At 48.7% G+C, this 22,829-nt stretch carries 26 protein-coding genes and 2 tRNA genes; 20 read left to right on the top strand and 8 right to left on the bottom strand.

Annotated features, from left to right (window positions below; translation table 11 throughout):
• Window positions 1–9: 9 nt before the first annotated feature.
• On the bottom strand, window positions 10–369 hold the full coding sequence (locus MKY59_RS21230) for a hypothetical protein (protein WP_339273686.1): 360 nt from the start codon (window positions 367–369) through the stop codon (window positions 10–12).
• Between the two features lie 696 nt (window positions 370–1,065).
• On the opposite strand from MKY59_RS21230, the gene MKY59_RS21225 reads away from it, so the two are divergent.
• The 4 genes from MKY59_RS21225 (at window position 1,066) to MKY59_RS21210 (ending at window position 6,214) form a co-directional block, all read left to right on the top strand.
• Window positions 1,066–3,987: an insulinase family protein gene (locus MKY59_RS21225; RefSeq protein WP_339273684.1), complete on the top strand. Its 2,922-nt coding sequence runs from the start codon at window positions 1,066–1,068 to the stop codon at window positions 3,985–3,987.
• Between the two features lie 293 nt (window positions 3,988–4,280).
• Window positions 4,281–4,949 (top strand): uracil-DNA glycosylase, encoded by a 669-nt coding sequence (ung, locus tag MKY59_RS21220; protein ID WP_236416561.1) that lies wholly within the window; start codon window positions 4,281–4,283, stop codon window positions 4,947–4,949.
• 21 nt (window positions 4,950–4,970) lie between these two features.
• A complete protein-coding gene (locus tag MKY59_RS21215) occupies window positions 4,971–5,390 on the top strand; it encodes a hypothetical protein (RefSeq protein WP_339273682.1) in 420 nt (139 codons plus the stop codon).
• 239 nt (window positions 5,391–5,629) lie between these two features.
• Window positions 5,630–6,214: a TIGR00730 family Rossman fold protein gene (locus MKY59_RS21210; protein ID WP_339273680.1), complete on the top strand. Its 585-nt coding sequence runs from the start codon at window positions 5,630–5,632 to the stop codon at window positions 6,212–6,214.
• A 434-nt stretch (window positions 6,215–6,648) separates the two neighbouring features.
• Here MKY59_RS21210 and MKY59_RS21205 read toward each other — a convergent pair whose 3' ends face one another.
• Window positions 6,649–6,921: a hypothetical protein gene (locus MKY59_RS21205; protein WP_236416557.1), complete on the bottom strand. Its 273-nt coding sequence runs from the start codon at window positions 6,919–6,921 to the stop codon at window positions 6,649–6,651.
• 208 nt (window positions 6,922–7,129) lie between these two features.
• On the opposite strand from MKY59_RS21205, the gene MKY59_RS21200 reads away from it, so the two are divergent.
• The 4 genes from MKY59_RS21200 to MKY59_RS21185 all read left to right on the top strand — a co-directional run bounded on the left by MKY59_RS21200 (window position 7,130) and on the right by MKY59_RS21185 (window position 12,137).
• The gene (locus MKY59_RS21200) at window positions 7,130–7,867 is read left to right on the top strand and encodes a glycerophosphodiester phosphodiesterase (protein WP_339273678.1); all 738 of its coding nucleotides are present in this window, start codon (window positions 7,130–7,132) and stop codon (window positions 7,865–7,867) included.
• A gap of 297 nt (window positions 7,868–8,164) precedes the next feature.
• A complete protein-coding gene (locus MKY59_RS21195) occupies window positions 8,165–9,223 on the top strand; it encodes an iron ABC transporter permease (protein WP_236416554.1) in 1,059 nt (352 codons plus the stop codon).
• Window positions 9,224–9,226: 3 nt separating this feature from the next.
• Window positions 9,227–10,258, top strand: a complete 1,032-nt coding sequence (locus MKY59_RS21190; protein ID WP_236416735.1) for an iron ABC transporter permease — start codon at window positions 9,227–9,229, stop codon at window positions 10,256–10,258.
• A 163-nt stretch (window positions 10,259–10,421) separates the two neighbouring features.
• Window positions 10,422–12,137 carry an ABC transporter ATP-binding protein gene (locus MKY59_RS21185; protein ID WP_236416552.1) on the top strand — a complete coding sequence of 572 codons (1,716 nt, stop codon included), beginning with the start codon at window positions 10,422–10,424 and terminating at the stop codon, window positions 12,135–12,137.
• A gap of 284 nt (window positions 12,138–12,421) precedes the next feature.
• On the opposite strand, the gene MKY59_RS21180 is transcribed toward MKY59_RS21185, so the two are convergent.
• A complete protein-coding gene (locus MKY59_RS21180) occupies window positions 12,422–13,324 on the bottom strand; it encodes a manganese catalase family protein (RefSeq protein ID WP_339273674.1) in 903 nt (300 codons plus the stop codon).
• Between the two features lie 230 nt (window positions 13,325–13,554).
• Between MKY59_RS21180 and MKY59_RS21175 the strand changes: the two genes are divergently transcribed.
• The 4 genes from MKY59_RS21175 (at window position 13,555) to MKY59_RS21160 (ending at window position 14,868) form a co-directional block, all read left to right on the top strand.
• Window positions 13,555–13,860 carry a hypothetical protein gene (locus tag MKY59_RS21175; protein WP_339273672.1) on the top strand — a complete coding sequence of 102 codons (306 nt, stop codon included), beginning with the start codon at window positions 13,555–13,557 and terminating at the stop codon, window positions 13,858–13,860.
• A gap of 50 nt (window positions 13,861–13,910) precedes the next feature.
• The gene (locus tag MKY59_RS21170; RefSeq protein ID WP_339273670.1) at window positions 13,911–14,228 is read left to right on the top strand and encodes a DUF3889 domain-containing protein; all 318 of its coding nucleotides are present in this window, start codon (window positions 13,911–13,913) and stop codon (window positions 14,226–14,228) included.
• Between the two features lie 149 nt (window positions 14,229–14,377).
• Window positions 14,378–14,590 carry a hypothetical protein gene (locus MKY59_RS21165; RefSeq protein ID WP_236416545.1) on the top strand — a complete coding sequence of 71 codons (213 nt, stop codon included), beginning with the start codon at window positions 14,378–14,380 and terminating at the stop codon, window positions 14,588–14,590.
• Window positions 14,584–14,868, top strand: coding sequence for a hypothetical protein (locus MKY59_RS21160; RefSeq protein WP_236416543.1), 285 nt, complete (start codon window positions 14,584–14,586; stop codon window positions 14,866–14,868). The genes MKY59_RS21165 and MKY59_RS21160 overlap by 7 nt, the downstream gene beginning before the upstream one ends.
• Before the next feature lie 90 nt (window positions 14,869–14,958).
• Here the strand turns inward: MKY59_RS21160 and MKY59_RS21155 are convergent, their stop codons facing one another.
• The 3 genes from MKY59_RS21155 to MKY59_RS21145 form a co-directional block, all read right to left on the bottom strand.
• Complete coding sequence (locus MKY59_RS21155; protein WP_339273668.1) at window positions 14,959–15,195, bottom strand: DUF3892 domain-containing protein; 237 nt, start codon at window positions 15,193–15,195, stop codon at window positions 14,959–14,961.
• A gap of 145 nt (window positions 15,196–15,340) precedes the next feature.
• The gene (locus tag MKY59_RS21150) at window positions 15,341–15,784 is read right to left on the bottom strand and encodes a GNAT family N-acetyltransferase (protein WP_339273666.1); all 444 of its coding nucleotides are present in this window, start codon (window positions 15,782–15,784) and stop codon (window positions 15,341–15,343) included.
• A gap of 253 nt (window positions 15,785–16,037) precedes the next feature.
• Entirely contained in the window at window positions 16,038–16,289 is a 252-nt protein-coding gene (locus MKY59_RS21145; RefSeq protein WP_339273664.1) for a hypothetical protein, read from the bottom strand.
• 149 nt (window positions 16,290–16,438) lie between these two features.
• Between MKY59_RS21145 and MKY59_RS21140 the strand changes: the two genes are divergently transcribed.
• A tRNA-Val gene (locus MKY59_RS21140) sits at window positions 16,439–16,511 on the top strand.
• A gap of 116 nt (window positions 16,512–16,627) precedes the next feature.
• Here the strand turns inward: MKY59_RS21140 and MKY59_RS21135 are convergent.
• Window positions 16,628–17,818 carry a tyrosine-type recombinase/integrase gene (locus MKY59_RS21135; protein WP_339273663.1) on the bottom strand — a complete coding sequence of 397 codons (1,191 nt, stop codon included), beginning with the start codon at window positions 17,816–17,818 and terminating at the stop codon, window positions 16,628–16,630.
• 6 nt (window positions 17,819–17,824) lie between these two features.
• Window positions 17,825–17,995 carry a helix-turn-helix transcriptional regulator gene (locus tag MKY59_RS21130; protein ID WP_339278447.1) on the bottom strand — a complete coding sequence of 57 codons (171 nt, stop codon included), beginning with the start codon at window positions 17,993–17,995 and terminating at the stop codon, window positions 17,825–17,827.
• 160 nt (window positions 17,996–18,155) lie between these two features.
• On the opposite strand from MKY59_RS21130, the gene MKY59_RS21125 reads away from it, so the two are divergent.
• The 7 genes from MKY59_RS21125 (at window position 18,156) to MKY59_RS21095 (ending at window position 22,815) form a co-directional block, all read left to right on the top strand.
• Window positions 18,156–18,818, top strand: a complete 663-nt coding sequence (locus tag MKY59_RS21125) for a hypothetical protein (protein WP_339273662.1) — start codon at window positions 18,156–18,158, stop codon at window positions 18,816–18,818.
• 32 nt (window positions 18,819–18,850) lie between these two features.
• Window positions 18,851–19,744 (top strand): ATP-dependent DNA ligase, encoded by an 894-nt coding sequence (locus tag MKY59_RS21120; protein WP_339273661.1) that lies wholly within the window; start codon window positions 18,851–18,853, stop codon window positions 19,742–19,744.
• 27 nt (window positions 19,745–19,771) lie between these two features.
• A complete protein-coding gene (locus tag MKY59_RS21115) occupies window positions 19,772–20,443 on the top strand; it encodes an SOS response-associated peptidase (RefSeq protein WP_339273659.1) in 672 nt (223 codons plus the stop codon).
• Between the two features lie 205 nt (window positions 20,444–20,648).
• A complete protein-coding gene (locus tag MKY59_RS21110) occupies window positions 20,649–21,242 on the top strand; it encodes a hypothetical protein (protein ID WP_339273657.1) in 594 nt (197 codons plus the stop codon).
• Window positions 21,243–21,892: 650 nt separating this feature from the next.
• A complete protein-coding gene (locus MKY59_RS21105) occupies window positions 21,893–22,348 on the top strand; it encodes a hypothetical protein (RefSeq protein WP_339273655.1) in 456 nt (151 codons plus the stop codon).
• Window positions 22,349–22,388: 40 nt separating this feature from the next.
• A tRNA-OTHER gene (locus tag MKY59_RS21100) sits at window positions 22,389–22,456 on the top strand.
• 86 nt (window positions 22,457–22,542) lie between these two features.
• The gene (locus tag MKY59_RS21095) at window positions 22,543–22,815 is read left to right on the top strand and encodes a hypothetical protein (RefSeq protein ID WP_339273653.1); all 273 of its coding nucleotides are present in this window, start codon (window positions 22,543–22,545) and stop codon (window positions 22,813–22,815) included.
• The last annotated feature ends 14 nt before the right edge of the window (window positions 22,816–22,829 follow it).

Raw genomic sequence — 22,829 nt, 5'->3', positions numbered from 1 at the left:
TTTCTGCGTTTAGGACAGCGGCGGCGCGCCGAGATACTTCCGCATCAAAACGTTAGCTTCCGCCGCCATAAACGAATTGAGCAGTCGGAACTCAGCGTGATATCCGCGGCATTGATATTTCGCAAGCACGCCGTCCTTGTCCGCAGACTCTTCGTAGACTTTAATGCCGCGCCGGCGAAACTCTTTGCGGATATCGTAAATGTCTGCGGTGAGTTTGCGCTGTGCTTCCGCAATAATGTCCGCGTACGGGCCCGGCGTCTTTAGCGTTGCGTTAATGAGCGCGGCGTCACGCTCGAATGCGGATAGGATACGCGGAAGGAGAGTATGCGATTTGACTAGCGCGCGGTCTTCGTCGGTGATATCGATCATGGGCGAGTGGCCTCCGTTTGGTAATTGTAGAACATACGTTCTAATTATAGCGCGGAAATGACGTAAACACAACGTAGCATCCCCGGTTGATTTTGCGCTTAGTATTTCGTATAATGAACGAGACCCAAACGCACAGTAGCGGAAGGGGAAAACGACAACACAACGTATAAATGAACGGTGGGTCCTCGTGTGTTTGGACGCCAATTTAACGATAAAATAGCGTAGGAATGCGGAGTTTACTGCGGAACCTTGCGGGTGCAACTTAAAATCCTGCGGTAGGTGACTACCGTACCGGTTCGATCCCGGTCCTCGGCATCCATTTAAAAAAGGAAATCCCTTAATACATAAGGGATTTCCTTTTTTTGTATTTTGAAATGAACTCTCCCGATTCAAAGGGAACGAGTGCATTATTTCTCTTTGGTGGCGGATTGGGGGCGAACTTTAGGATCGAAGCAAGCAGTATGCAAATTTTTTCTGTTGCCCGATGCAATAGCTGTACGGAAGGCTAATCTCATAATCGCAATCCTCCAAACATAGGATCTAAGACGGCGTTCTGTCGGGAAAAAACCTCGGTTAGGAAGACGGCGAGTGATCGTGTATAATGAGGAAATAGTCATTAATTACCTTTATCTTGCGGGATAAATTACAGAGATTTTTACAGGCACAAACCATTTCTGATGATGGAGGACTCGGTATATGTTGAAAAATCTTCAGGCTTACCAAGTATTGCAGGAGCGCAGGATCGAGGAACTCAAAGCGGACGCCTATCTGTTGGAACATACGAAGTCGGGCGCCAGAATTTTGCTGCTGTCCAACGAGGATGACAATAAGGTGTTTAATATCGGGTTCAGAACGCCGCCGAGCGACGATACGGGCGTACCGCACATTTTGGAGCATTCGGTGCTCTGCGGGTCGAAGAAATTTCCGGCCAAAGATTCCTTTGTAGAATTGTTGAAAGGCTCACTCAATACATTCTTGAACGCTATGACGTATCCGGACAAAACGGTATATCCGATTGCGAGCCGAAACGCGCATGATTTTCACAATCTGATGGACATCTATCTGGATGCGGTACTGAACACCAACATTTATGAAAACGAAAAAATATTTTTGCAGGAAGGCTGGAATTACAACCTGGCTTCCCCCGAAGACGAGTTAACGTACAACGGGGTCGTATACAACGAAATGAAGGGTGCTTTCTCGTCGCCGGAACGCGTCGTGCGCCGTGCGGTGCTGAATTCCCTGTTCCCGGATACGACATACTCCAACGAGTCAGGCGGCATTCCCGATGCCATTCCGGACCTTACATACCAGGGTTTGCTGGATTTCCACACCAAGTACTACCATCCGTCCAACAGTTACATCTATTTGTATGGCGACATGGACATGGAGGAAAAGTTGAACTGGCTGGATGAAGCCTATCTGAGCCATTATGATCGGACAGAGCCGGATTCGGCCATCGGCCTGCAATCCCCTTTTGCAGAACGCGTGGACGTCGTGACGAGTTATTCTGCCGGCAGCACCGAATCGGAAACCGACAACAGCTTCCTGACGTACAATGCGGTCATTGGAACGACGTTGGACAAAGAATTGAACATTTCGCTCGAAATTTTGTTGTACGCACTCCTTAACGCGCCAGGCGCTGTTCTCAAGCAGGGCCTTCTGGACAAGGGCATCGCGAAGGATGTATACGGTTCATACGATGACAGCTTGTACCAGCCTGTGCTGACGATTGGACTCAAAAAGAGTAATCTGGAGAGCAAACAGGTGTTCCTCGATACGGTGCGCGAGGTGCTTGAACGCGTTGTGCGGGACGGGATCGATCCAAAGGCACTGCTCGCGGGAATCAATTCCTATGAGTTCAACCATCGCGAGGCCGATTTCGGCAGAATGCCGAAAGGACTCATCTACGGTCTCCAGACATTGCAGAGCTGGTTGTACGATGATCAGGCGCCGTTCATGTACCTTGAAGCCAATGAGGTGTATGACGCACTGAGAACAAAGATGAAGGAAGGATACTTTGAACAACTGATTCAGCGCTATTTGCTGGACAATACGCATGTTTCTTTCGTTGCGGTGACACCCGACAAAGGGTTAAATTTGCGCAAGGAGGAAGCGCTCAAGGCGAAGCTGAAGGCGCTGCAGGCCGGACTGAGCGAGACGGAAGTTCAAGAGCTGGTACAGCGGACACAGGCGCTCGCAGACTACCAGAATGCACCGTCGACGAAAGAACAGCAGCAAGCGATCCCGACGTTGTCGATCGAGGATATTGAACCGAAAGCCTCTGTCCTGCATCAGACGCTGAAACAGGCAGACGGCACTACGATCGTTCACCATAATTTGTACACCAACGGGATCGGATACCTGAAACTGTTGTTTGACGTCAAATCGGTGCCGGAACGTCTCCTGCCCTACGTCGGCCTGCTGAAAAGCGTGCTTGGTTACGTCAATACGGCGAACCACACGTTTAGCGATCTGTCTAACGAAATCCATATTCATTCCGGCGGCATTTCGGCCAATGTAAGCGCGAGCGCCGATGCGAAGCAGTTTAACGCCTATAAGGCAAACTTTGAATTCAGCGCAAAGGTGCTGTACAGCAAATTGGGATTTGCCTTTGACATGATCGAGGAAATCATTCTGACCTCCAAGTTCGATGATTCCAAACGTCTGTACGAAATCATCTCCCAGTTGAAGGGCCAGCTGCAGCGCAGCTTGATCAACAGCGGCCATTCCGCCGCCATGGGCAGATCCTCGGCCAAACACTCTGCGGTAGCCTCGTTCCGGGAAGCCGTGGGCGGCATTTCTTTCTATCAGTGGCTGGAGGAGGTTCAGGCCCATTACGAGGAACGGAAAGAGGAGCTTGCCGACCGTTTCAGGGAACTGACCGGCATTATTTTCAGGCCGGAAAACCTGCTCGTGAGCTATACGGCGGATGACGAAGGTTATGCCGGACTGGAGCAGCGCGTGTCCCAACTGAAAGGAAAACTGTTCACCCATGATGTGCCCAAGGAAGATGCGCCGTTCAAGCCGGTGAATCATAAGGAGGGGTTCAAGTCTCCTTCGGAGGTGCAGTATGTGGTGCAGACGGGCAATTTCATCGCAAAAGGGTATCGGTACACCGGATCGCTGCGCGTGCTGCAGGGCATTCTTTCCCTGGATTATCTCTGGACGAATATCAGGGCCAAAGGCGGCGCTTACGGCTGCATGACGGGGTTCAGGCGGAATGGCGACAGTTACATGGCCTCCTATCGTGATCCCAATCTGGAGAAAACGTTCAAGGTGTATGAGAAAATGCCGCAATACTTGCAGCAGTTCAAGGCGGATGAGCGCGAGATGACGCGGTACATTATCGGTGCTATTCAGGAGCTGGATACGCCGCGTACACCTCATGGCGAAGGTGTGTTCTCCCTGGAGTGTTATTTGTCCAACGTGACGGAAGAAGATCTTCAGCAGGAACGCAACGAAGTGCTGGGAACAACGGAAAGCGACATCGTCGGTTTTGCGCCGCTCGTATCGGCGATCCTGGCAGACCAGTATCGCTGTGTCATCGGCAATGAGAATAAAATTGAAGAACAGCGCGGGTTATTTGATGAAACGCTGGATCTGATACGATATTAAGCTTCAGCAGGCTTTTGCACGGTGGAGCTAAAGGACGGATCAAGTCAAGGGATTTCTCGGGGTGGATTTATTTCGCTTCGGGGAATCCCTTTTTCCATTGATTTTTCGGGGGGAATACACGATGCATATGTCAACAATCCGATGCTGTATCCTTCTTTCTGGCTAGCTGTCTTCCATTATGTTAAAATGGTGGATAGTTTATGTGCCGTTGGATCAAACAAACGGCTGCGCAGGCAGCAGGACCCGGTGTGGACTGCACGGATATGCATTCATCAAGGAAAGGAGTCCATGCAATGTTTGGAAACGATTGGGATACGGTGCTTCAACAAGAGATTGAGGCGGACTATTTCAACGATATTCGTTACGCGCTTGCGGCGGAGTATAAGACACAGACCGTTTACCCATCCAAGGAAAACCTGTTTTCCGCGCTAAAACTGACCCCGTACCATAAGGTCAAAGCGGTCATTATTGGCCAGGATCCGTATCATGGGGCGGGTCAGGCTCACGGATTAAGCTTTTCGGTCATGCCGGATGTGCGCATCCCGCCGTCTTTGCAGAACATTTACAAAGAACTTCACGCCGATCTCGGCTTGCCCATTCCGAAGCATGGGTATTTGGTGCACTGGGCGGAGCAAGGCGTATTACTGCTCAATGCGGTGCTTACGGTGCGTGAAGGTCAACCCAACTCCCACCAAGGTCTTGGATGGCAGCGTTTCACGGATGCGGTAATCCGTGCCTTGAACGAGCGTTCAGAGCCTATGGTATTCATGCTGTGGGGCAGTCATGCCCAAAAAAAAGGAGCTTTCATCAACCGTGACCGGCATTTGGTGCTGCAATCCGCACATCCTAGCCCGCTTGCCGCCCACCGCGGCTTTTTCGGGAGCAGGCCGTTCTCCAAGGCAAATGAGTTCTTAAGCTCCCATGGCGTCGCGCCGATCGACTGGAGCATACCGCAAATATAGAACGACAGAGAGGTGAGGGCATTGCGGCATTGGGAGGGACGGAAGGTAGCAGTATATCGCGCATCCGGCATACGCGAGCCACTGAAAGGAACGCTGGTGGAATGGGATGAAGAAGCGGAGTGTGTTCGAATTGGACCCAAGCGAATCAAGGTATCGTTCGATAACATCGCCATGATCAGGCCGCTGCCCGAAGAAAGCCTTCCTTTGAAAAAAGCCCGTTCCGACTTGCATAAAGTCGGCTATGTGATGAAAAAGGCATTGCAGTTCGACAATGCCATTTATTTCAAATCACGGGTCATGATCTGGCATCGCGCCAAAATCGTCGCCTACTCGACAACGATCCTTCGCCATGACGAGGACCAGGTCGTCATTGCCGATGGACGGAAGCTTCGCAAGGACAAGCATCTTTTCGTTGTACGTTCAAGGCGGGGCATCCGCTAAATGGCATCACTTGGCGTGTTAGAAATTTAATATGTATTTCATGTAAAGATCATATGGATTTAATCTTCGGCCTTTATATTAAATGTAACAACCCCTTCTAAATGATGTGCAAAGACTGAAAGCCCGGCCGGCTGCAAACGGTCGGGTATTTTTTTGCCAGGAAAAGCCGAACGGAGATAACATGGGAATGACAATAAAGTTGTATACTAAAACAATGGAGAAGAGAAGGAGTGACATCCGTGAAGCGTATATGCGTATTTGCAGGGTCCAACCCTGGTAGACAACCGGAATATACCGAGCAGGCCGTGCAATTGGGCAAATTGATCGCAAGCAGGGGGTATGCGCTTGTTTATGGCGGATCACGAATGGGTTTGATGGGAGCCGTCGCGAATGCCGTGCTGGAACAAGGCGGAGAAGTCATCGGCGTCATGCCGACAGGTCTGTTTCGCGGTGAAATCGTACATAGCGGATTGACCGAGCTCGTTGAAGTAGGGACGATGCACGAACGGAAAGCGACGATGGCCGAACTGTCGGACGGCTTCATTGCACTTCCGGGAGGCATGGGCACGTTCGAGGAACTGTTCGAGGTGTTGTGCTGGGCACAGATCGGCATTCATCGCAAACCTGTCGGACTGTTGAATGTGAACGGATATTACGAACCGCTGATGAAAATGGTGGAGCATAGCGTGCACGAAGGATTTTCGAATACGTCCCATTTGAGCTTGTGGAGCCTTGAATCGGATCCGGCCGACCTGCTTGCCCGCATGGAAGCTTACGTTCCCGCACCATTGACTCAGAAATGGTCGGAGCTTGGTGCCGATTAAATAAAGTCACCGTTTGTTCACGCCATAGCTTCCGCTTCGCCCAATCAAGTTCAGGACTGACACATAGACTATAGTGTACTTTCGAAGAGGGGAGTGTGTCACTCATGAGCGAAATCAAAGGTACGGACTATGGTTGCTGTGGCTACGGAGACTGGACGTCGACAGGAGCAATTCTCGTCCTGTTCATCCTGCTGGTCATCATTTGTCGCACCTTCATCTGTTAGGGATCACACATTTCGTCAGGGGTATGATCGCAGGCCCCATACATCAGCCTTTCCGTTGAGGCGCCGGTTCGCTGCCGGCTCTCAGGGAACGGTTTTTTTGTTGTTTCGCGAAAAATGGATCAAATCAATGGAAGGTGTCCTGCCCCCGGCTTTTACACGTTTGACGGAAGCAGGACAAATACAAGAGTCGTTCAGCCCGGCTGCATCGATTCATACCACAATGGCCGTTTGGCCGGGGTGGTATAAGGTTTTCCAAGCAATGTATAGACCGAGGATGGCCGCGAGCAGGGAGAGAATGGCGGCAACGACAGCGAGTTTATCCAGCGTATGGTCGGCTTCGGCCATTGTATTTGGCATGGTTGTCGTTGGAGCGGAATAGCTTTTGGTGCGTACGGTAGGTCTGGAGAGCCTGGACGCCGACTTTGACGGGGAGGCATGCGGGCGGGAAGGTGAGCTCCGATTTTTTGGGCTGGAGTACTTCAAAAGTCAACCTCCTTATGGCGGAGTGTACTGCTTTTCTATGGTTTATACCATGTTATGTGGATTTGCAGATTGAGTTCGCAAAAATGAGTGTTTCCCCAAGCCCGCTGAATGACTTCATTATACGTTCTGTTAATACCCGTGTGACAAATCGTCAGTATAGTAGCAATGGGGTGGCAAGGAATGAAAATTTCGAAGGAGCGATTGCGAAATGGTCGAGATTATTGCGCATAGGGGAGCATCTGCTGTATGTCCCGAAAATACGATGGTGGCGTTTGACCGGGCATTGCAACTTGGAGCGACAGGCATCGAGACAGATGTGCAGATGTCAAGCGACGGCAGGCTGGTGCTCATTCATGATGAGACGTTAAATCGGACGGCCGGGGCAGAGGGCTGGGTGAAGAACGCTGCATATGAGCATTTGCGTTCGCTTGATGCGGGCTACTGGTTTGATGAGCAGTTTGCAGGGGAGCGGATTCCTTCGCTTGAAGAGTTGCTCGACCTGATTCGGGGGAAAAATACGTTGCTCAACCTGGAGCTGAAAAACGGTATTGTCGGTTACCGGGGCATGGAGGAAAAGGTTGTGCATGCCGTCAGGGAATGGGGATTGGAAGAACAGGTCATTATCTCCAGTTTCAATCATGCTTCCTTGGTCAAATGCAAGCGTCTTGCGCCGGAGATTCGTACGGCCTTGCTTTACATGGAAAAATTGTACCGTCCGTACGATTACGCGGCCAAGCTGGAAGCTTCGGCCCTGCATCCGTACAAATGGGCCGTAACGCGGGAAGAGGTGGCTGCGGCTCTGGCGCACGGAATTACGGTTCATCCATTCACCGTAAATGACCCGGCCGAAATCCGGGCCATGATGGATATGGGTGTACAGGCCATCATTACGGATGTGCCGGACGTCATGGCTGCGCTGATGGGAACGTATGCGCCTACACAATAATTTGGAAACTATGATGCATAAGAGAAGCACGGAACTGGAATTGTTCCGTGCTTTTACATGTGTTTGCTCATGGTTTGGAAACAATAAGCCGGAAGCGGCTTCTTTTTTTTGTACGCAATACTCATTTATACATCAAACTTGTCCGATTTATCCATTGCCAGAGTGACATCGTTGACATACAATAATGTATGGGAATGAGAATCAATATCAATATCATTAAAAGTTCGGCATATGTAGAGAGGTGATTGTTATGTACATAAGGTCTGCAAGCTTCGCTCATAACAAGGGTGGACGAGCATGAGTACAAAAGCTTCAGTCGAAAGTCGCGGCACAAAGGATTCACCGACGGCAAAAATACACACTCGCCCGTGGACGGCCACGCTTATACTGACAGGGGGCATCCTGCTGCTTATATTCGGCATGGCGTTATCCATTTCGTTCGGTGCAGCCGATATCAAACTCGGCATGGTGTGGCAGGCCATCTTTCATTTCAATCCCGACCTGACACCGCATCAGATCATATGGGAAATTCGATTTCCACGCATTCTCGGGGGTGCCATGGTTGGAGCCTGCTTCGCCGTAGCCGGCGCCATCATGCAGGGCATGACCCGCAACCCGCTCGCGGATTCGGGCTTGCTCGGCCTGAACGCCGGCGCAGGTTTCGCGCTGGCGATTTGTTTTGCTTTTTTTCCGGGACTGTCTTACATGTACATCATCATGTATTCGTTCATCGGTGCGGGGTTGGGCGTTCTGCTGGTGTACGGTTTCGGTGCTGCTTCAAAATCAGGACTTACACCGATTCGCCTCGTTCTGGCAGGGGCGGCGGTAGCCGCCATGCTGTCCGCGCTGAGCGAAGGCATTGCGTTGTATTTCAAAATCGGGCAAGACTTGGCCTTCTGGACAGCGGGCGGCGTGGCCGGAACAAAGTGGTCCCATTTGCAGGTCATGCTGCCTTGGGTAGTGGCTGCCCTTATTGGTTCATTCCTCATTTCCCGGTCCATTACGCTGCTTAGCCTGGGGGAAGACATCGCGGTCGGACTTGGTCAGCGTACCGGTTTGGTCAAATTGATCGGCTTGATTATCGTGCTCATTCTCGCTGGCACAGCCGTATCCGTCGTGGGTGCAGTCGGTTTCGTTGGCTTGATCATCCCGCATCTCACGCGAAAGCTGGTCGGGGTCGATTATCGCTGGATTATCCCTTGTTCGGCCGTGTTGGGCAGCTTGCTGCTTGTGTTCGCCGATCTGGCTGCCCGCATGATCAACCCGCCTCACGAGACACCGATCGGTGCGCTTATTGCCTTGATCGGAGTTCCGTTCTTCCTGTATCTGGCACGCAATGAAAGGAGGTCTCTGTAAATGATGACTTCCTCAACCAGGGTAGGTGCAGAGCGCAGAAAGAAAACCAAGAATACGATCGTCATCATTGTGCTTGCTGCTTTGATTGTTGCTTCGTTCATAATCAGCATGAACACAGGGCATATCCGGTTAACGCCGTTTGAAGTGCTGCAAACCTTGTTCGGCGGCGGTACGGATAAACAAGAATTGATTTTGTTCGAATTCCGCTTGCCGCGAATCGTCATTGCTGTGCTGGTGGGTGCCGGGCTTGCGTTGTCCGGTGCCATTTTGCAGGGGGTGTCCCGCAATGCGCTGGCAGACCCGGGGATTCTTGGCATTAACGCCGGGGCCGGCCTGGTCGTCATGTTATTTGTTTCCTTTTTCCCGACAACGACGGCTGCTCCTATTTTCCTGCTGCCGGTTCTTGCCTTAATCGGCTCCGCTTTCTCCGCATTCCTGATTTACGTGCTTTCCTACAAAAAAGGAGAGGGCATCGTGCCGACCCGCATGCTGTTGACCGGGATTGGCGTTGCTGCAGGGATCAGCGCGGCAATGATCGTGCTTACACTTCGTTTGAGCCCGGAGAAATACCAATTTGTGGCTACATGGATGGCCGGCAGCATTTGGGGCTCCAACTGGAAGTTCGTCACGGCGCTGCTGCCGTTTATTCTCATTCTTGTGCCTGTCGTACTGTATAAGGCGCGGGTGTTGAATGTCCTGAATCTTGGCGATCAGACCGCGACCGGGTTGGGCGCACCCGTCGAACGGGAACGGCTGGTTCTGCTTGCTGCCGCAGTCGGTCTTGCCGGTTCGTGCGTATCCGTCAGCGGCGGGATCGGCTTCGTCGGTTTGATCGGACCGCATCTGGCTCGTCGTCTCGTCGGTCCCAAACACCAGTTTTTGCTGCCTGCCTCGGCACTGATCGGCTCATTGCTCGTCTTGGTGGCTGACACGCTGGGACGCGTCATGCTGGAGACGTCCGAAATTCCGGCGGGTATCCTGGTGGCTATTCTGGGTGCGCCGTATTTCCTGTATCTGCTCAGCAGAACGAGATAAGAGCGTCTACTGACGCGCATTTCAAGAAAACAAACTGCACATAGCAGAAGCTTTTCTTACAATGATCAGGAAGATCACGCTCTGAAAGTGCACTCTTTCCGAACGGATAAAAAATTCATCCATTGCCCTTGCGATGTGGTAGCGATAAGGAGGACCTTCGTCCATGCTACGCCGTTTCTTTGCCTATTACAGGCCCTATAAAAAGCTGTTTATCCTGGATTTTACCTGCGCGATTCTCGTTGCTGCCCTTGAGCTGGCGTTTCCGCTAGCCGTGAACAAAGTGGTCGACGAGCTGCTGCCCGGCGGGCGCTGGGACTGGATTCTTTGGGCATGCTTAGGCTTGCTGGCCGTCTATCTGCTGAGCGCCTTCATGAACTATGTAGTGACGTATTGGGGGCACAAGCTCGGCATCAACATCGAGACCGACATGCGCAAAGCGTTGTTCAACCATGTACAAAAGCTGTCCTTCCGGTTTTTCGACAATACCAAAACAGGTCACCTCGTATCCCGCATGACCAACGATTTGATGGATATCGGAGAGATCGCCCATCACGGTCCTGAGGACGTATTCATCGCGATCATGACTCTGGTAGGAGCGTTCGGCATCATGTTCAGCATCAATGCGAAGCTTGCCGTGCTGACGTTTATCATCATTCCGCTCATCATTTATTTATCCATGTATTTCGGAAGCAAAATGTCGAAGGCGTTTCGCCGGATGTTCGGGGACATTGCGGATTTCAATGCGCGTGTAGAGAACAACGTTACGGGAATTCGCGTCGTTCAAGCGTTTGCCAACGAAGAGCATGAAATGGCGCAATTCGCCGTGAATAACGGCCGCTTCCGCCAAACGAAACTGCTCGCTTACAAAATCATGGCCTGGAACTCCTCCATCAGCTATGTGTTGATGAAGCTGGTATCGCTGTTCGTGCTTGTATGCGGTACATGGTTTGTATTGAACGACAGCATGAGTTATGGCGAATTCATCGCGTTTATCATGTTGTCCAACGTGTTCCTGACACCGATCCAGAAGATCAACTCCGTCATTGAGACGTACCCGAAAGGAATCGCTGGGTTCCGGCGTTACATGGAGCTGCTGGACACGGAGCCTGACGTTCAGGACCAACCGGGCGCGTCCAGCGTGCCGCATTTACAAGGAGATATCCGTTATGAAAATGTCACCTTCGGTTATTCCGATCAGGAGCCTGTGTTGAAAGGCATCGATCTCCGCATTCAAGCCGGAGAGACGGTAGCCCTCGTCGGCCCTTCGGGAGCAGGCAAAACCACGATGTGCAGTCTGCTGCCGCGTTTCTACGACGTGTTAGGCGGCCGTATTACGATCGATGGACACGATATCCGGCAAATGAAGCTCGAATCGTTGCGCAGCCATATCGGGATCGTGCAGCAGGATGTGTTCCTCTTTGACGGCACGATCCGCGAAAACATAGCCTACGGCAAACTGGACGCCACGGAGGAAGAAATTTGGGATGCGGCACGCCGTGCCCAAATGGAAGCATTGATCAGCTCCATGCCCGAAGGGCTGGATACATTGATTGGCGAACGCGGCGTGAAGCTGTCCGGGGGACAGAAGCAGCGACTGTCGATTGCCCGGATGTTCCTGAAAAATCCGCCGATCCTCATCCTGGATGAAGCGACATCCGCGCTCGATACCGAGACGGAAGCCGCCATTCAGCAGTCGCTTTCCGAGCTGTCCGAGGGACGCACCACGCTGGTAATTGCCCATAGGCTTGCTACGATCAAAAATGCGGACCGCATTATCGTCGTTGCCGAACAAGGCATTACCGAGCAGGGCCGTCACGATGAACTGCTTGCCGCAGGAGGCGTATACAGCCGCTTGCATTATGCGCAATTTGGCGCGTAAGCCCTTTGCTCTAGAGTCGTCCTGTGTTTCATCCTATGTCTTCAAACCAATACACCACAAAACGCCTTCAGCCGGTTCGGGAAGAACCGTGAAGGCGTTCTTAGCGTTTAGGCCATGTTGGGGGAGGCCGGCCCATACTTCCCGCGAAAGCGGATGTTTTATGAGTCTGGGCATGACAACGGCAGGCCCTCCCCGGTGATTGGATCATCGAAAATCCATTCACCGCACCCGTTTGTTTTGGATTGCAGGCATGCCGTTTCGAATGATTTCGGGAAAATCATGATCTACCCGTGGATATTCCCGGCGATTTTCAACCGGCGTGCGATTTCTTTGAAATCTTCCTCGGAGATGCCTGGCGCGAATTCCTCTTCGGCTGCGGGATATTCCTTGATGGGCACACCTTCGGGTGCGCCTTGAATGACCTCCAACGGCTGATCGTCCTCGGGATGCGTACCCTTCCAAATCTGTCCAAGGGTATTGAAATCCTGTTCGCTCCATGTGTACAGCTTGCGATGGACGCCTTTGTCCTCGAATTTTCGGGCTTCGGTGAAAGCTTTGTTGTTTAAGGAAGGGATCGGCACCAGTTTGGTCACGTTGACTCCTGTTGCCACTTCCAAAGCTTTGGCATATGCCACGACATGAACGCCGCCGCGGACCAGCAGGTAGCCGACCACTTCCCGTGCCGCGGGATGGTCGGTCATTTCATAAACTTTCATTTTGTGGGTTCGCGCCCCGCATTCGAGAAAAAAGTTGTGCAGCAGGTCTTCCACCAGATTGCCGCTGTTGAATACGTTTGCTCCGGTCCACGGATGGCCCATTGAATCTACGGGCATGGCTCCTTGTGCGCCGGCGAGGTAATGATAGGAAAGCCTTGCGTCTTTAACCGGGTCCAACGGCGTTTGATCCGGGGTTTTGTGTTCGGTGGAGCCGCGCAGGATTTTGTTGATGCCATGCGAGACCAGTTCGACATGGCCAAGCTCCTCGGCCGTGATGCTCATCACCAAATCATAGAAGGGTTTGAGTTTGTCTTTTGCGCGGAAATTAAAAGATTGGTAAAGGTAATTGTTCAAGGTGGACATTTCGCCGAACTTACCTCCCAGCAGCTCTTGCACGGCTGCTGCGGCGTTCGGGTCGGGCTTGTGGACGTCAGGAATTTCAATGGCGATTTCATCCATACGTTTGAACATACCGAGATAGCCTCCTCATCATCATTTTGCGAAATGAATGATCGTTCCGACAAGGGCTATTACACTTGAAATGATGGGAATAAACCATTTATTGGAGGATTGAGTCGGGAGTCGCAGTCCTGAAGAACCTATGTTTTGTTATTTCCAAGCCGGTTGAATTTTCGATACAATCAGATGAAATGCCTTATTTGCTTTAAAGGATTGAATGGATAGGGATGAGGGGGATTTCAGTGAGAAAACATAAATTATGGCGAGCTGCCATGATCCTTTGGACGGTACTTGTGATCCTTTTGGGGGCTGAGATTTCGAGCACAGAGGTGACGTTTGCGTTTGAACAAGGCGGTGTTGACCAGGAGACGGCAGATCGGCTTGCCGAAAAATACGGGCTGACCCAAGATACGGGAACATCCCCGTCCGCCATGTCGGTGGTTTGGGGAATAAGTTTTGGGGACGAGCTTGTTTCATTGGGTGGAGCAGTAAGTATGGTCAGGGCATTCACGCATCCGATGGTGTTCTTGGTTCGTATGTGGCTATGAATTAAACAGCTTGGGCACGCTAATAGAAATGCGGTTATGGAGGGAAAATAATGAGGACACTCTTTATTACTCTTATTGCAGTATTGCTTGGCGCGACTAGCGGTGGGACAGGATCGGCTTCTCCGATTCCCGATTATGCGAAATGGGGATTGATTGCAGTCAAAGAGACGCAGGCCAAATATGATGTCGACATTTTGGATTACAAACATATCGGCCGTTCGCCGCTTGCGGGCGGTTTGTCCCAGGAACAGTTCAAGCTGTGGGTGAAAGACAAAAACGGAAAGGAATTTGCCGTAAATGTACGCGTCAATTTCAATCCGGATACGCAAATGTTGAAAAACGTGGAGTTTACGGTTGAAAATCAATAGTGTGAAACAGGCGGGATGGAAGCTGGTTACCCTATGACGGGGTTCCGGCTTTTTTATATGGCGTGAGCATCCTTTTTTTGGAGGTTGAATAAAGAACCTATGTTCGCATATAATAAAAGCAAACAAATGTTCTTATTGGAGGGAATGGCATGATTGACAAATATGTCGGTCAGATGATCGAACTCGTTTACATGGATCGGGCAGGACGCATCACGCAGCGCGAGATCCGGATCAATAGCGTCAAGAGCGGGAAAATCCGAGCATCTTCCGGGGCCGACGGTTCGCCGCGGACGTTTCTGGAGCAAGGCATATTGGCATGGCGTCCTATTTCCGGTAAGGACAAGGAGGCGGGAGTATGCTGAATGATTTTGAACGAAAAATATTGCGTATTATCGTGAATTACGCTGGACAGCGGCGCCGTATGCCAAGGATGGATGAACTGGAGAACAAAACGGGCAGAAGCAAGGCGTTGATTCGCGAGTCCTTGCTGGAGCTTGAACGCAGGCAGCATATTTTGTGGGAGGATAAATCCTCGTTGGAGGGCATTCGCATATTGCAAGCATGGGAGCAGCCGCCGCAGCCTGTACGTAAGAGCGAGCCTGCCGGCGACCTTGCGGTCAAGTATTTTATGGAATACTGAACGTCCTATCCATAAGAAAACAAGCACCGATCCAATATCCAAGAGGATGGAAGGGTGCTTGCCAGTGGAATGCATGACTGCATCCGGGCTTTAGAATGGGGGAAGTTGATCCAGGTTGTTGGTTGGATCGCCATCGGCGTCGCCGCGGATGTACATTTCTCCATCCCTGCCTTTAAAGACGTTCACGCCCGCAATGGCACCGGACTTCACCTCAGCCAATGCTTGTTGATAATCCAGCACGCGCCCGGTGGAAGTCTGGAAAGCGGTCAGGTCGCCATCGCCGTTTTTCTGCACGGCCACGAACGTTTCACGATTCGTTGCATCCATCTGTACACTCTCCTTGTCTGCTGCGAATGGAATCCTTCCTTAGGTAGGTTGGCCCCATTGCATGAATAATATGCGTAAAGAGAGCGATTGGCGATCTGCTTGCATGGGGAGCAATGGTGCTCCTCTGGCGGGAGCAAGCAAGTTGTTACAGGCTTTTTCTCATCCGGACGTGCAGAATGCCTGCATCGTAAAAAGGCTCTGCGGAGATCACTTCATATCCCAGTTTTTCGTAAAAAGCTTGTGCTTGGCACTGGGCATCCAGCACGGAATAAGCAAGGCCCAGCTCACGCGCCCGCTCTTCCATGGCCAACAGAAGCACACGGCCGTAGCCGAACGAGCGATGGGATTTAAGCACGGCGATGCGCTGCATTTTGGCCGTATCGTCAGCATAATAGACCAAACGGCCCGTCGCAACGGCTTGTCCGTCCACATGAAGCAATGCGTGATGCACGTCCGCGCTAATGACATCATAATCGTCGATCTCGATTTCAGCCGGGACCTGTTGTTCTACCACAAATACATCATGGCGAATGTCCAACGCTTGTTGAAGTTGTTCCTCTGTCTGTGCATAGCTAATCTCCGCTGCCAATTCCATTCCTTCTTTCTTTCAATTCTGGCATAACATATCCGTCTGAAATTATACAAAAAACGGCGGATGCTGTATAGTTGAGGGAATATATGGGAAAGTGGTGAGGGCGGGGTATGGCGGGAGTTGTGGTCATTGCCATTTTGATGTCGCTTGGAATGATGGTTCTTATGTACTTTGTTACCAAGAAGGCCTATTCTCGAAAATGGGATGAGGAGGAGTGAAGCCTTCCGAATCGTTCATGATTATTGCCTGTTCAAGGCAGAGATTCGACATGTCCTTGCGGGGAGTAAACGTCATGCTGAACGGATTTGGAATAAACGTCCCGCCACACAGGTAGATCGTTCGTTTCGTTGGGCTGCATCAGCTGCTGGATTTGCACCGTGCGTTCATCCTTCTCCAGACTGCAGCCCGTAATAACAATGCACATCAGCAGGGAGATTGAACCGAAGCACAAACGGGCAATGATCGGAAGGGAAGTGGTTTTGGATTCCGGCATATTATTCAAAGGTTGGACCTCCATTACTTAATTGGTAATCTTACCATAGTGTGCTCAAAATCAGCGAAAATATAACGTTAAAAAAAAGGATTGACAGTGTACGCGTTTACTTGGTATGATACTGTTACTTGATCGATACAACATTTAATATTTGATCTGATCTGTTAGCTCAGCTGGGAGAGCACTATCTTGACAGGGTAGGGGTCAGTGGTTCGAGCCCACTACAGATCATAACAAAAACCCTTGCGCAGCAAGGGTTTTCCTATTTTCCGTACAAAAATAACCCCGCTTTTTTAAGGCGTGATACGAATATGATACGAATAAAGTTTCTGATACGATTTTTCGTATCAGTTAGATGAGTAGAAAGAGCGACCGAATGTTTCAGCAACGTCCATTTGAATGTCTGGGCGAATATGAGCGTAATTATCAATCATCCTTGTATCAGACCATCCCAAACGCTCCGCTATTGCTTGTGGTGTTTCCCGATTCTTGATCAGGAATGTGACGTGAGTATGTCTCATGTCATGGAACCTGATTTTCGGTAGATCTGGACCAACATCAAGCCCCGCACTTCTCTTCTTCTGCAGTTCCTCATTAATTGTGTTTATGATCCGTTCGAAGCTTCTGTACACGTTTCGTGGAGACAACGGTTTTCCGGTCTTCGTGCAGAATACCAGCCCGTTATCTTCAAAGACATCAGCAAATTCCATTCGCTTTTCTTTGGATTTTCTAATATGCTTCTGCAAAGATTCCATGGTTGACTTGTCCAATCTGATCGGTCTTACACCTGATAGTGTTTTTGCTCCGAAATCAAATCCCTTGCCATCATGCTGCAAAATCTGCGTGACGCTAATTATGCTGTTCTCCGGGTCAACATCTTTCAACCTAAGCCCAAGAATTTCACCCTGCCTCATACCGGTCGTTAGCGCCAAAAGGAAGACGTTGTAAAGTGGATCAGAAGCAGCCCCCCTTAAAAATTGCTGGGATTGTTCCAGGGTCCAAACCTGCATTTCCTTTTTACGCTTGGTGGGACGTTTTACCAATTCTGCTTGATTGTCCGAAACCAACCCCTCAGTTCTGGCGATTTTCAAGGAGTCCTTAATGATCGAATAACACTTTTGAATATTTTCATCTGATAATGCTTGTGAATCGTGCAAATGATGAAGCAGGTCTTTTATGTGTCTGGCCTTGATCTTACCGAGTGTGAACCCGGATAGACCAACTTTCTTTCCTGCTGCATTTACTCTAATGGGAAGGATGTGATTGTTTACCAAACTGCTATACATAATCCAAGTTCCCTTTTTGATGTTCCGCTTTTTATCCTCAAGCCAATCTCTCATAAAATCTTCGTAAAGGATCTTCGACTCTTTTACAAATTTACCTTCGTTGATCTCAGTTTCGGCTTTAGCCATCGCGGCCTTTACTTCTTTTATGGTTTTAAAACCCCGACGTAAAAGTTGTTTATATTGCCCGCTTTCATCTTTGTAGTTGATTTTGAAATAGTGACTGTTTGTTTTTTCGTCGAAATAATGTGGCATCTTGGATCACTCCTTCACATGTTCAATAATGTCGTTTGGGGTGCAGGCAAAATGTGTGCAGAGCTTGTCAAGGACATCCATTGATACATTCTCGCCTTTTTCAAACTTGGCAACAGTTGAAGGCCCTAGGCCCAGTTCAGTCTTTAAGTCAGTCTTTTTCATTCCGCGATCCAGCATTAAGTGAAACAATGGTTTGTATGAAAAACCCATAATATCAACCTTTCTTTATTTTGTGTTTATATTTTAAAATTAAAAGTACATGAAGTCAAACTTAAATTGTTGTTTTATAGTTGATAAATTTGTATAATAATTTCATGATAAAAAGAGGGGGATTTAAATGACTTTGATTATTGCTGAATGTTTTGAAAAAGCAGTTGTCGTTGTTTCTGATATGCGAAGAGTGGCAGTTGATGAAAAGGGTGTAACTGGATATGCCACTAAAGAGAACTCACAAAAAATACACGTAATTGCTCCTAGAGTAGGTATTGCAACAAGTGGTTTGGGTTCAGCGAGTGATGCGGCAGTAATGGGGATTAAAGCTTCGTTTCAAGGTAAGGCCCATGTTAAAATCTCTCAGGTTGTATTGTGTGCACAAGCTTGCTTTTCGTTTAACTATGAACGATTTAAAATTGCTAATCCAGATTACCACGATGTAGGAATGAGCTATGTAATCTTTGGAATCGGAGAAGACGGTCAGCCGTTTGTTTATGGTTGTGAAAGTAGCAACGGATTTCAGGTATTAGAAATTAAAGATCGTGTTGCATTGGGTAGTGGATGTATCGAGGCTCGCAACGTAATGGGGGAAACGGAGATTAAAAATCTCGATGAGGCTACAGGCGTTTTTGTGAATGCAGTGAGAGAGACATCTAAATCCGTTTCGAGTGTTGGTGATGTTGCGCATATGATGTTGATAAATGATAATTCTGTTCAAGACTTTATTATTGACTCAGAGGGGGATTTTGTAAAACCTCTTAGCGTACATACTTGGCCAGTAGGTTAGAGGCCACCCATAACTTACCGCCTCAATCCTTTATGGCAAAACGCTATAATTGGGTTGAGGTGTTTTTTATGTTTATTTCCCCTATGTTACTTGAAACATCCCCGGGACCGTTCAGTCATTCGGAATACATTTTTGAACCTAAGGTAGACGGGCACCGGTTAATTTTTTCGCAGCAGTCCGGAGACATCCGGTTATATACGCGACACAATAATGTTTGCACACAGCAATACCCCGAGTTGTTGCTCCCATTTGACGATGACATCATCTTGGACGGAGAGGTGGCCTGTACTGATCCGGATACGGGATTGAACGACTTCGAAGGCGTTATGAGCCGTTTCAGTACGCGTCAGCATTCCAAGGTGCTGCAGCTCACTAAGACGCTGCCTGCCACGTTCGCAATCTTCGATATCCTCCGGTACAAAGGTCGAGACCTCCGCAAGCTGCCGCTCATCGAGCGCAAGACTATACTTCACGGCCTCAATCTGCCGTCCAGTAGCTTTGGGGTTGTCCCACACATAGAAGGGGCGGGAGAAGCCCTGTACGTCCAAATAGAGGCTATGGGAATGGAAGGGGTAGTCGGCAAACGTAAGGACAGCCAGTACGTCAGCAGGCGGTCCAGAGACTGGCAGAAGGTCATTAACTGGTCTTACGCCAATGTATTTATCACAGGGTACAAAAAGGCGAAATTCGGCTGGCTTGCTGCCGTGTCCGATCTATCCGGAAAGCTACGTCCAGCAGGAATAATTGAGCACGGGCCGAATCAAAAGCATAAGCAGGCATTCCGCGGTGTATGCAAGCAGCTTGTGACTGGAGAGGATAAGAATCACGTTTACCTGGAGCCACGTATACAAGCCAGGGTAAAAATGCGAAACTGGACAAAATCCGGTTTATTACGAACGCCGGTGTTTGAACAGTTTATCGTGTGATTAAAGATTTGCAGGAGGTGGATTCAGATGTGTGGCAGATTCACAATTACGGACCCAATAGAAGAAATCATGGACCGGTACATGGCGGCCGTGGCGGATGGATTTGAGTACAAGCCAAACTACAATGCAGCGCCTATGCAATTCATTCCGACGATCATAGGGAGCAGCAATGGAAATCGACTTGGTTCCCTTCGTTGGGGTTTGGTGCCATCCTGGGCCGATGATCAAAAGATAATCGGAAACAAGATGATCAATGCTCGAGCTGAGACACTTGCAGAAAAGCCGGCTTTCAAACGTCTGATTGGATCGAAGAGGTGCATCATCCCGACGAACGGATTCTATGAGTGGCGGAAGACTGGATCCGGAAAGCAGCCGATGCGAATTTTAATGAAAGACGACTCAATATTTTCCTTAGCCGGGTTATACGATACCTGGATCGATCCGGACGGAAACAAGCTGAGCACATGCACTATTATTACGACCGAACCGAACAGTCTCATGGAGGACATCCATAATCGCATGCCGGTCATTCTCCGGCCGCAGGATGAAGCGGAGTGGCTTAACAAGGATTCTGACAAAGAAAGCGTCCTGGCGTTTCTCAGACCGTATTCGGCGGATGAAATGAGAGCATACAAGGTGGATTCCTCCGTCGGCAATGTGAAGAATAACAATGAGAATCTAATAAAAGAAGTATCCTAAACAAAACGCTCCACAGCATTACGCTGATGGAGTTTTTTCATGGTCATTGTTTGATGCATGCACCTCGGTGGGTTCTCGCCAGAACACTAATATATATCTTATAACTTAGCATTGAGACAACTCATTAGTAGCACTGAGTGTCCTATCTGTGAGATAATATGATGGTCGTTGACAAAATTATGAAAACTGGAAAGTGGGGAAGCACATGAATACGTTAGAACAATTGAATGAAAAAGGATTACTTTCGAACGAGGATAAAGAGCTATTAAAAGAACTGGCCAAAGGAACTGAAAACATTCTAGTCATCGGGAATGATGTACATATAAACGGGATGCTTTTGATGACCATACTACGGGAACGTCGCAGCAACGAATTAGGTTGGTATTTTAAAGATCGTGATGACTTAGAGGACTTTAGAAATCTAGTCCCTAATTTTACAGTACTCAACTCAAGTATGGTGAAATCATATCTAGATGCACGGGAATTGGTTCGTTCTATAACATCCACTCCGATAGTCATAGATGAAATTAATACACATGCGATGGCTAAATTTTACCTTGAATGCTGTGTTGGTCTGCGTGACCAGGTGACAGCAGCATACACCGGTTACGGAGATGCCAGAGATCTTTTAAACTCATTTGCTCAATTAACCAGACCTACTGATAGCGTAGACCATCGAACAGATAAACAAGTGATTGATTATGTCAGGGAAACGCTGAATATCTTTGTCACTTATTCGAAAGATGAAAATGGACAGACAAAAATTACTGTAGTCGATAACAGAAGACAACAAAATTAGCAACTCCAGAAATTAAAAAGCAACAATATAGAAGAAAATGCTCTGCCAGACAAAAGCCGGCAGAGCATTTTAGTTATGTAGTTACTTTCTCAAGCCTAAACTCAAATGTATCCCTGAAAAACCTCTTGCCTGCGATCCTAACCGCTATTGGGCTGTACCCCTCGACAATCCCTCCATAATCAATCAATGCTTCGCCTTCCTCAAGCACATGCCAAACGCTCACGCGATCCTGGCTGAATGCCGCGACCAAAAACTCCATGTCATTCCTTAAAACTCTGTATGTACGATGCATCTGATCACCTCAAAGGGCTACTTCTCCAAATGCCTTCGGCGATCCTTCTTTTCTCCCAAAAATCAGGTTAACAACTTTTTAAAAAAGTTTTACGAATTATTTAAAAATCCTATAAGTCATTAGGTTTTTTATAGTTTATAGTTATAGCATGGAACAAAAAGAGAACAGCACCCGACACACCAAATACCTGTTTGACGGTGGTAGGCGTAAGACGAGCGGCGACAGTTAGCCCCTTGCAATCAGACCTGCATAGAGCCGCAAGGGTAGTACAAGCGGGCATGCTGCTCTTTTTGTTTCATTCCCCAAAGGACTTTGTTTGCGATATGTCGAAAGAAGTCTGAAAAGGGGGAAAGTTACCATGCCAACATTTGATCTTGGAGGTTTTTTTGGAGGTATCATTGGAACTGTAGGAGCTTTTTTGGTTGCAAAGTATACTCTCGTTGCACAGGAAAAGAAAGAAACTCCTAAATTGAAAAGTGCCCAGTATCTGCTCTATAAACAATTCAAAGGAATTATTAATGCTGTGAATTGGGAATTAATTATGGGTGATGAAAGTGTAAGAGAAATAAAAATGAAATTGCTAATATGCGTGAATAGGCTTCAAGATCTAGTGCCTAATACATTTGAACATGGAGAAATAATAACAAGAGAACTACTTCAATTGATCGAAGATATTACTGATTTAGGTACGAAGGGGACTCGACCAGAGGATAAAGAAATACTTATAAGTGATATTACAGAATTAGTAAGCAGGTATTCCGCACATTTCGATGAGCAAATGATGAAAATATTGCCCAAACCAAATTCCCAATAGGATTATCATTGTCGCCAAATGTAGGCGGCTTTTTTATTGCGCTCCTTTAACTCAATGGCAGAGTCCGGAGAGATCTGGAAAGCGGCGGTTCGACTCCGTCAGGGAGCTTAAAGGAAAAACATCATTTTTGTTGAATACTTCACTAACAGCAAGTTGAGCGCTTCTTGTGAATAATAAAATAAGAGGTGAAGTGTTTGCTAACTAAAAACCGAGTTTTAACAGAGTTCGCACAAGGGTTGAAAGTCAACGGAATCATCATATGGCATAATGGAGATTCGGCGGAAACAAAAACTTTTAACAATACTTTAGTTATGACTGAGCAAGATCAATTAGTGTTGCCTGACCTCCTTAAAAGCGCGGTTATCGCATCAGACGAAAATGTAGAAGAAACAGACCGAGGCTTCAAGTTGATTTGTCAGGATGACGGGGTTTTGGTAGAGGTTCATATTTATCATAAGATTAACTAAGTCGCTCAAACGAG

The organism is Paenibacillus sp. FSL W8-0426 (assembly GCF_037969725.1).
Lineage (GTDB): Bacteria > Bacillota > Bacilli > Paenibacillales > Paenibacillaceae > Paenibacillus > Paenibacillus hubeiensis.
Note: the sequence above shows the minus strand (reverse complement) of the source record. Positions and strands in the feature narration are given on the sequence as shown.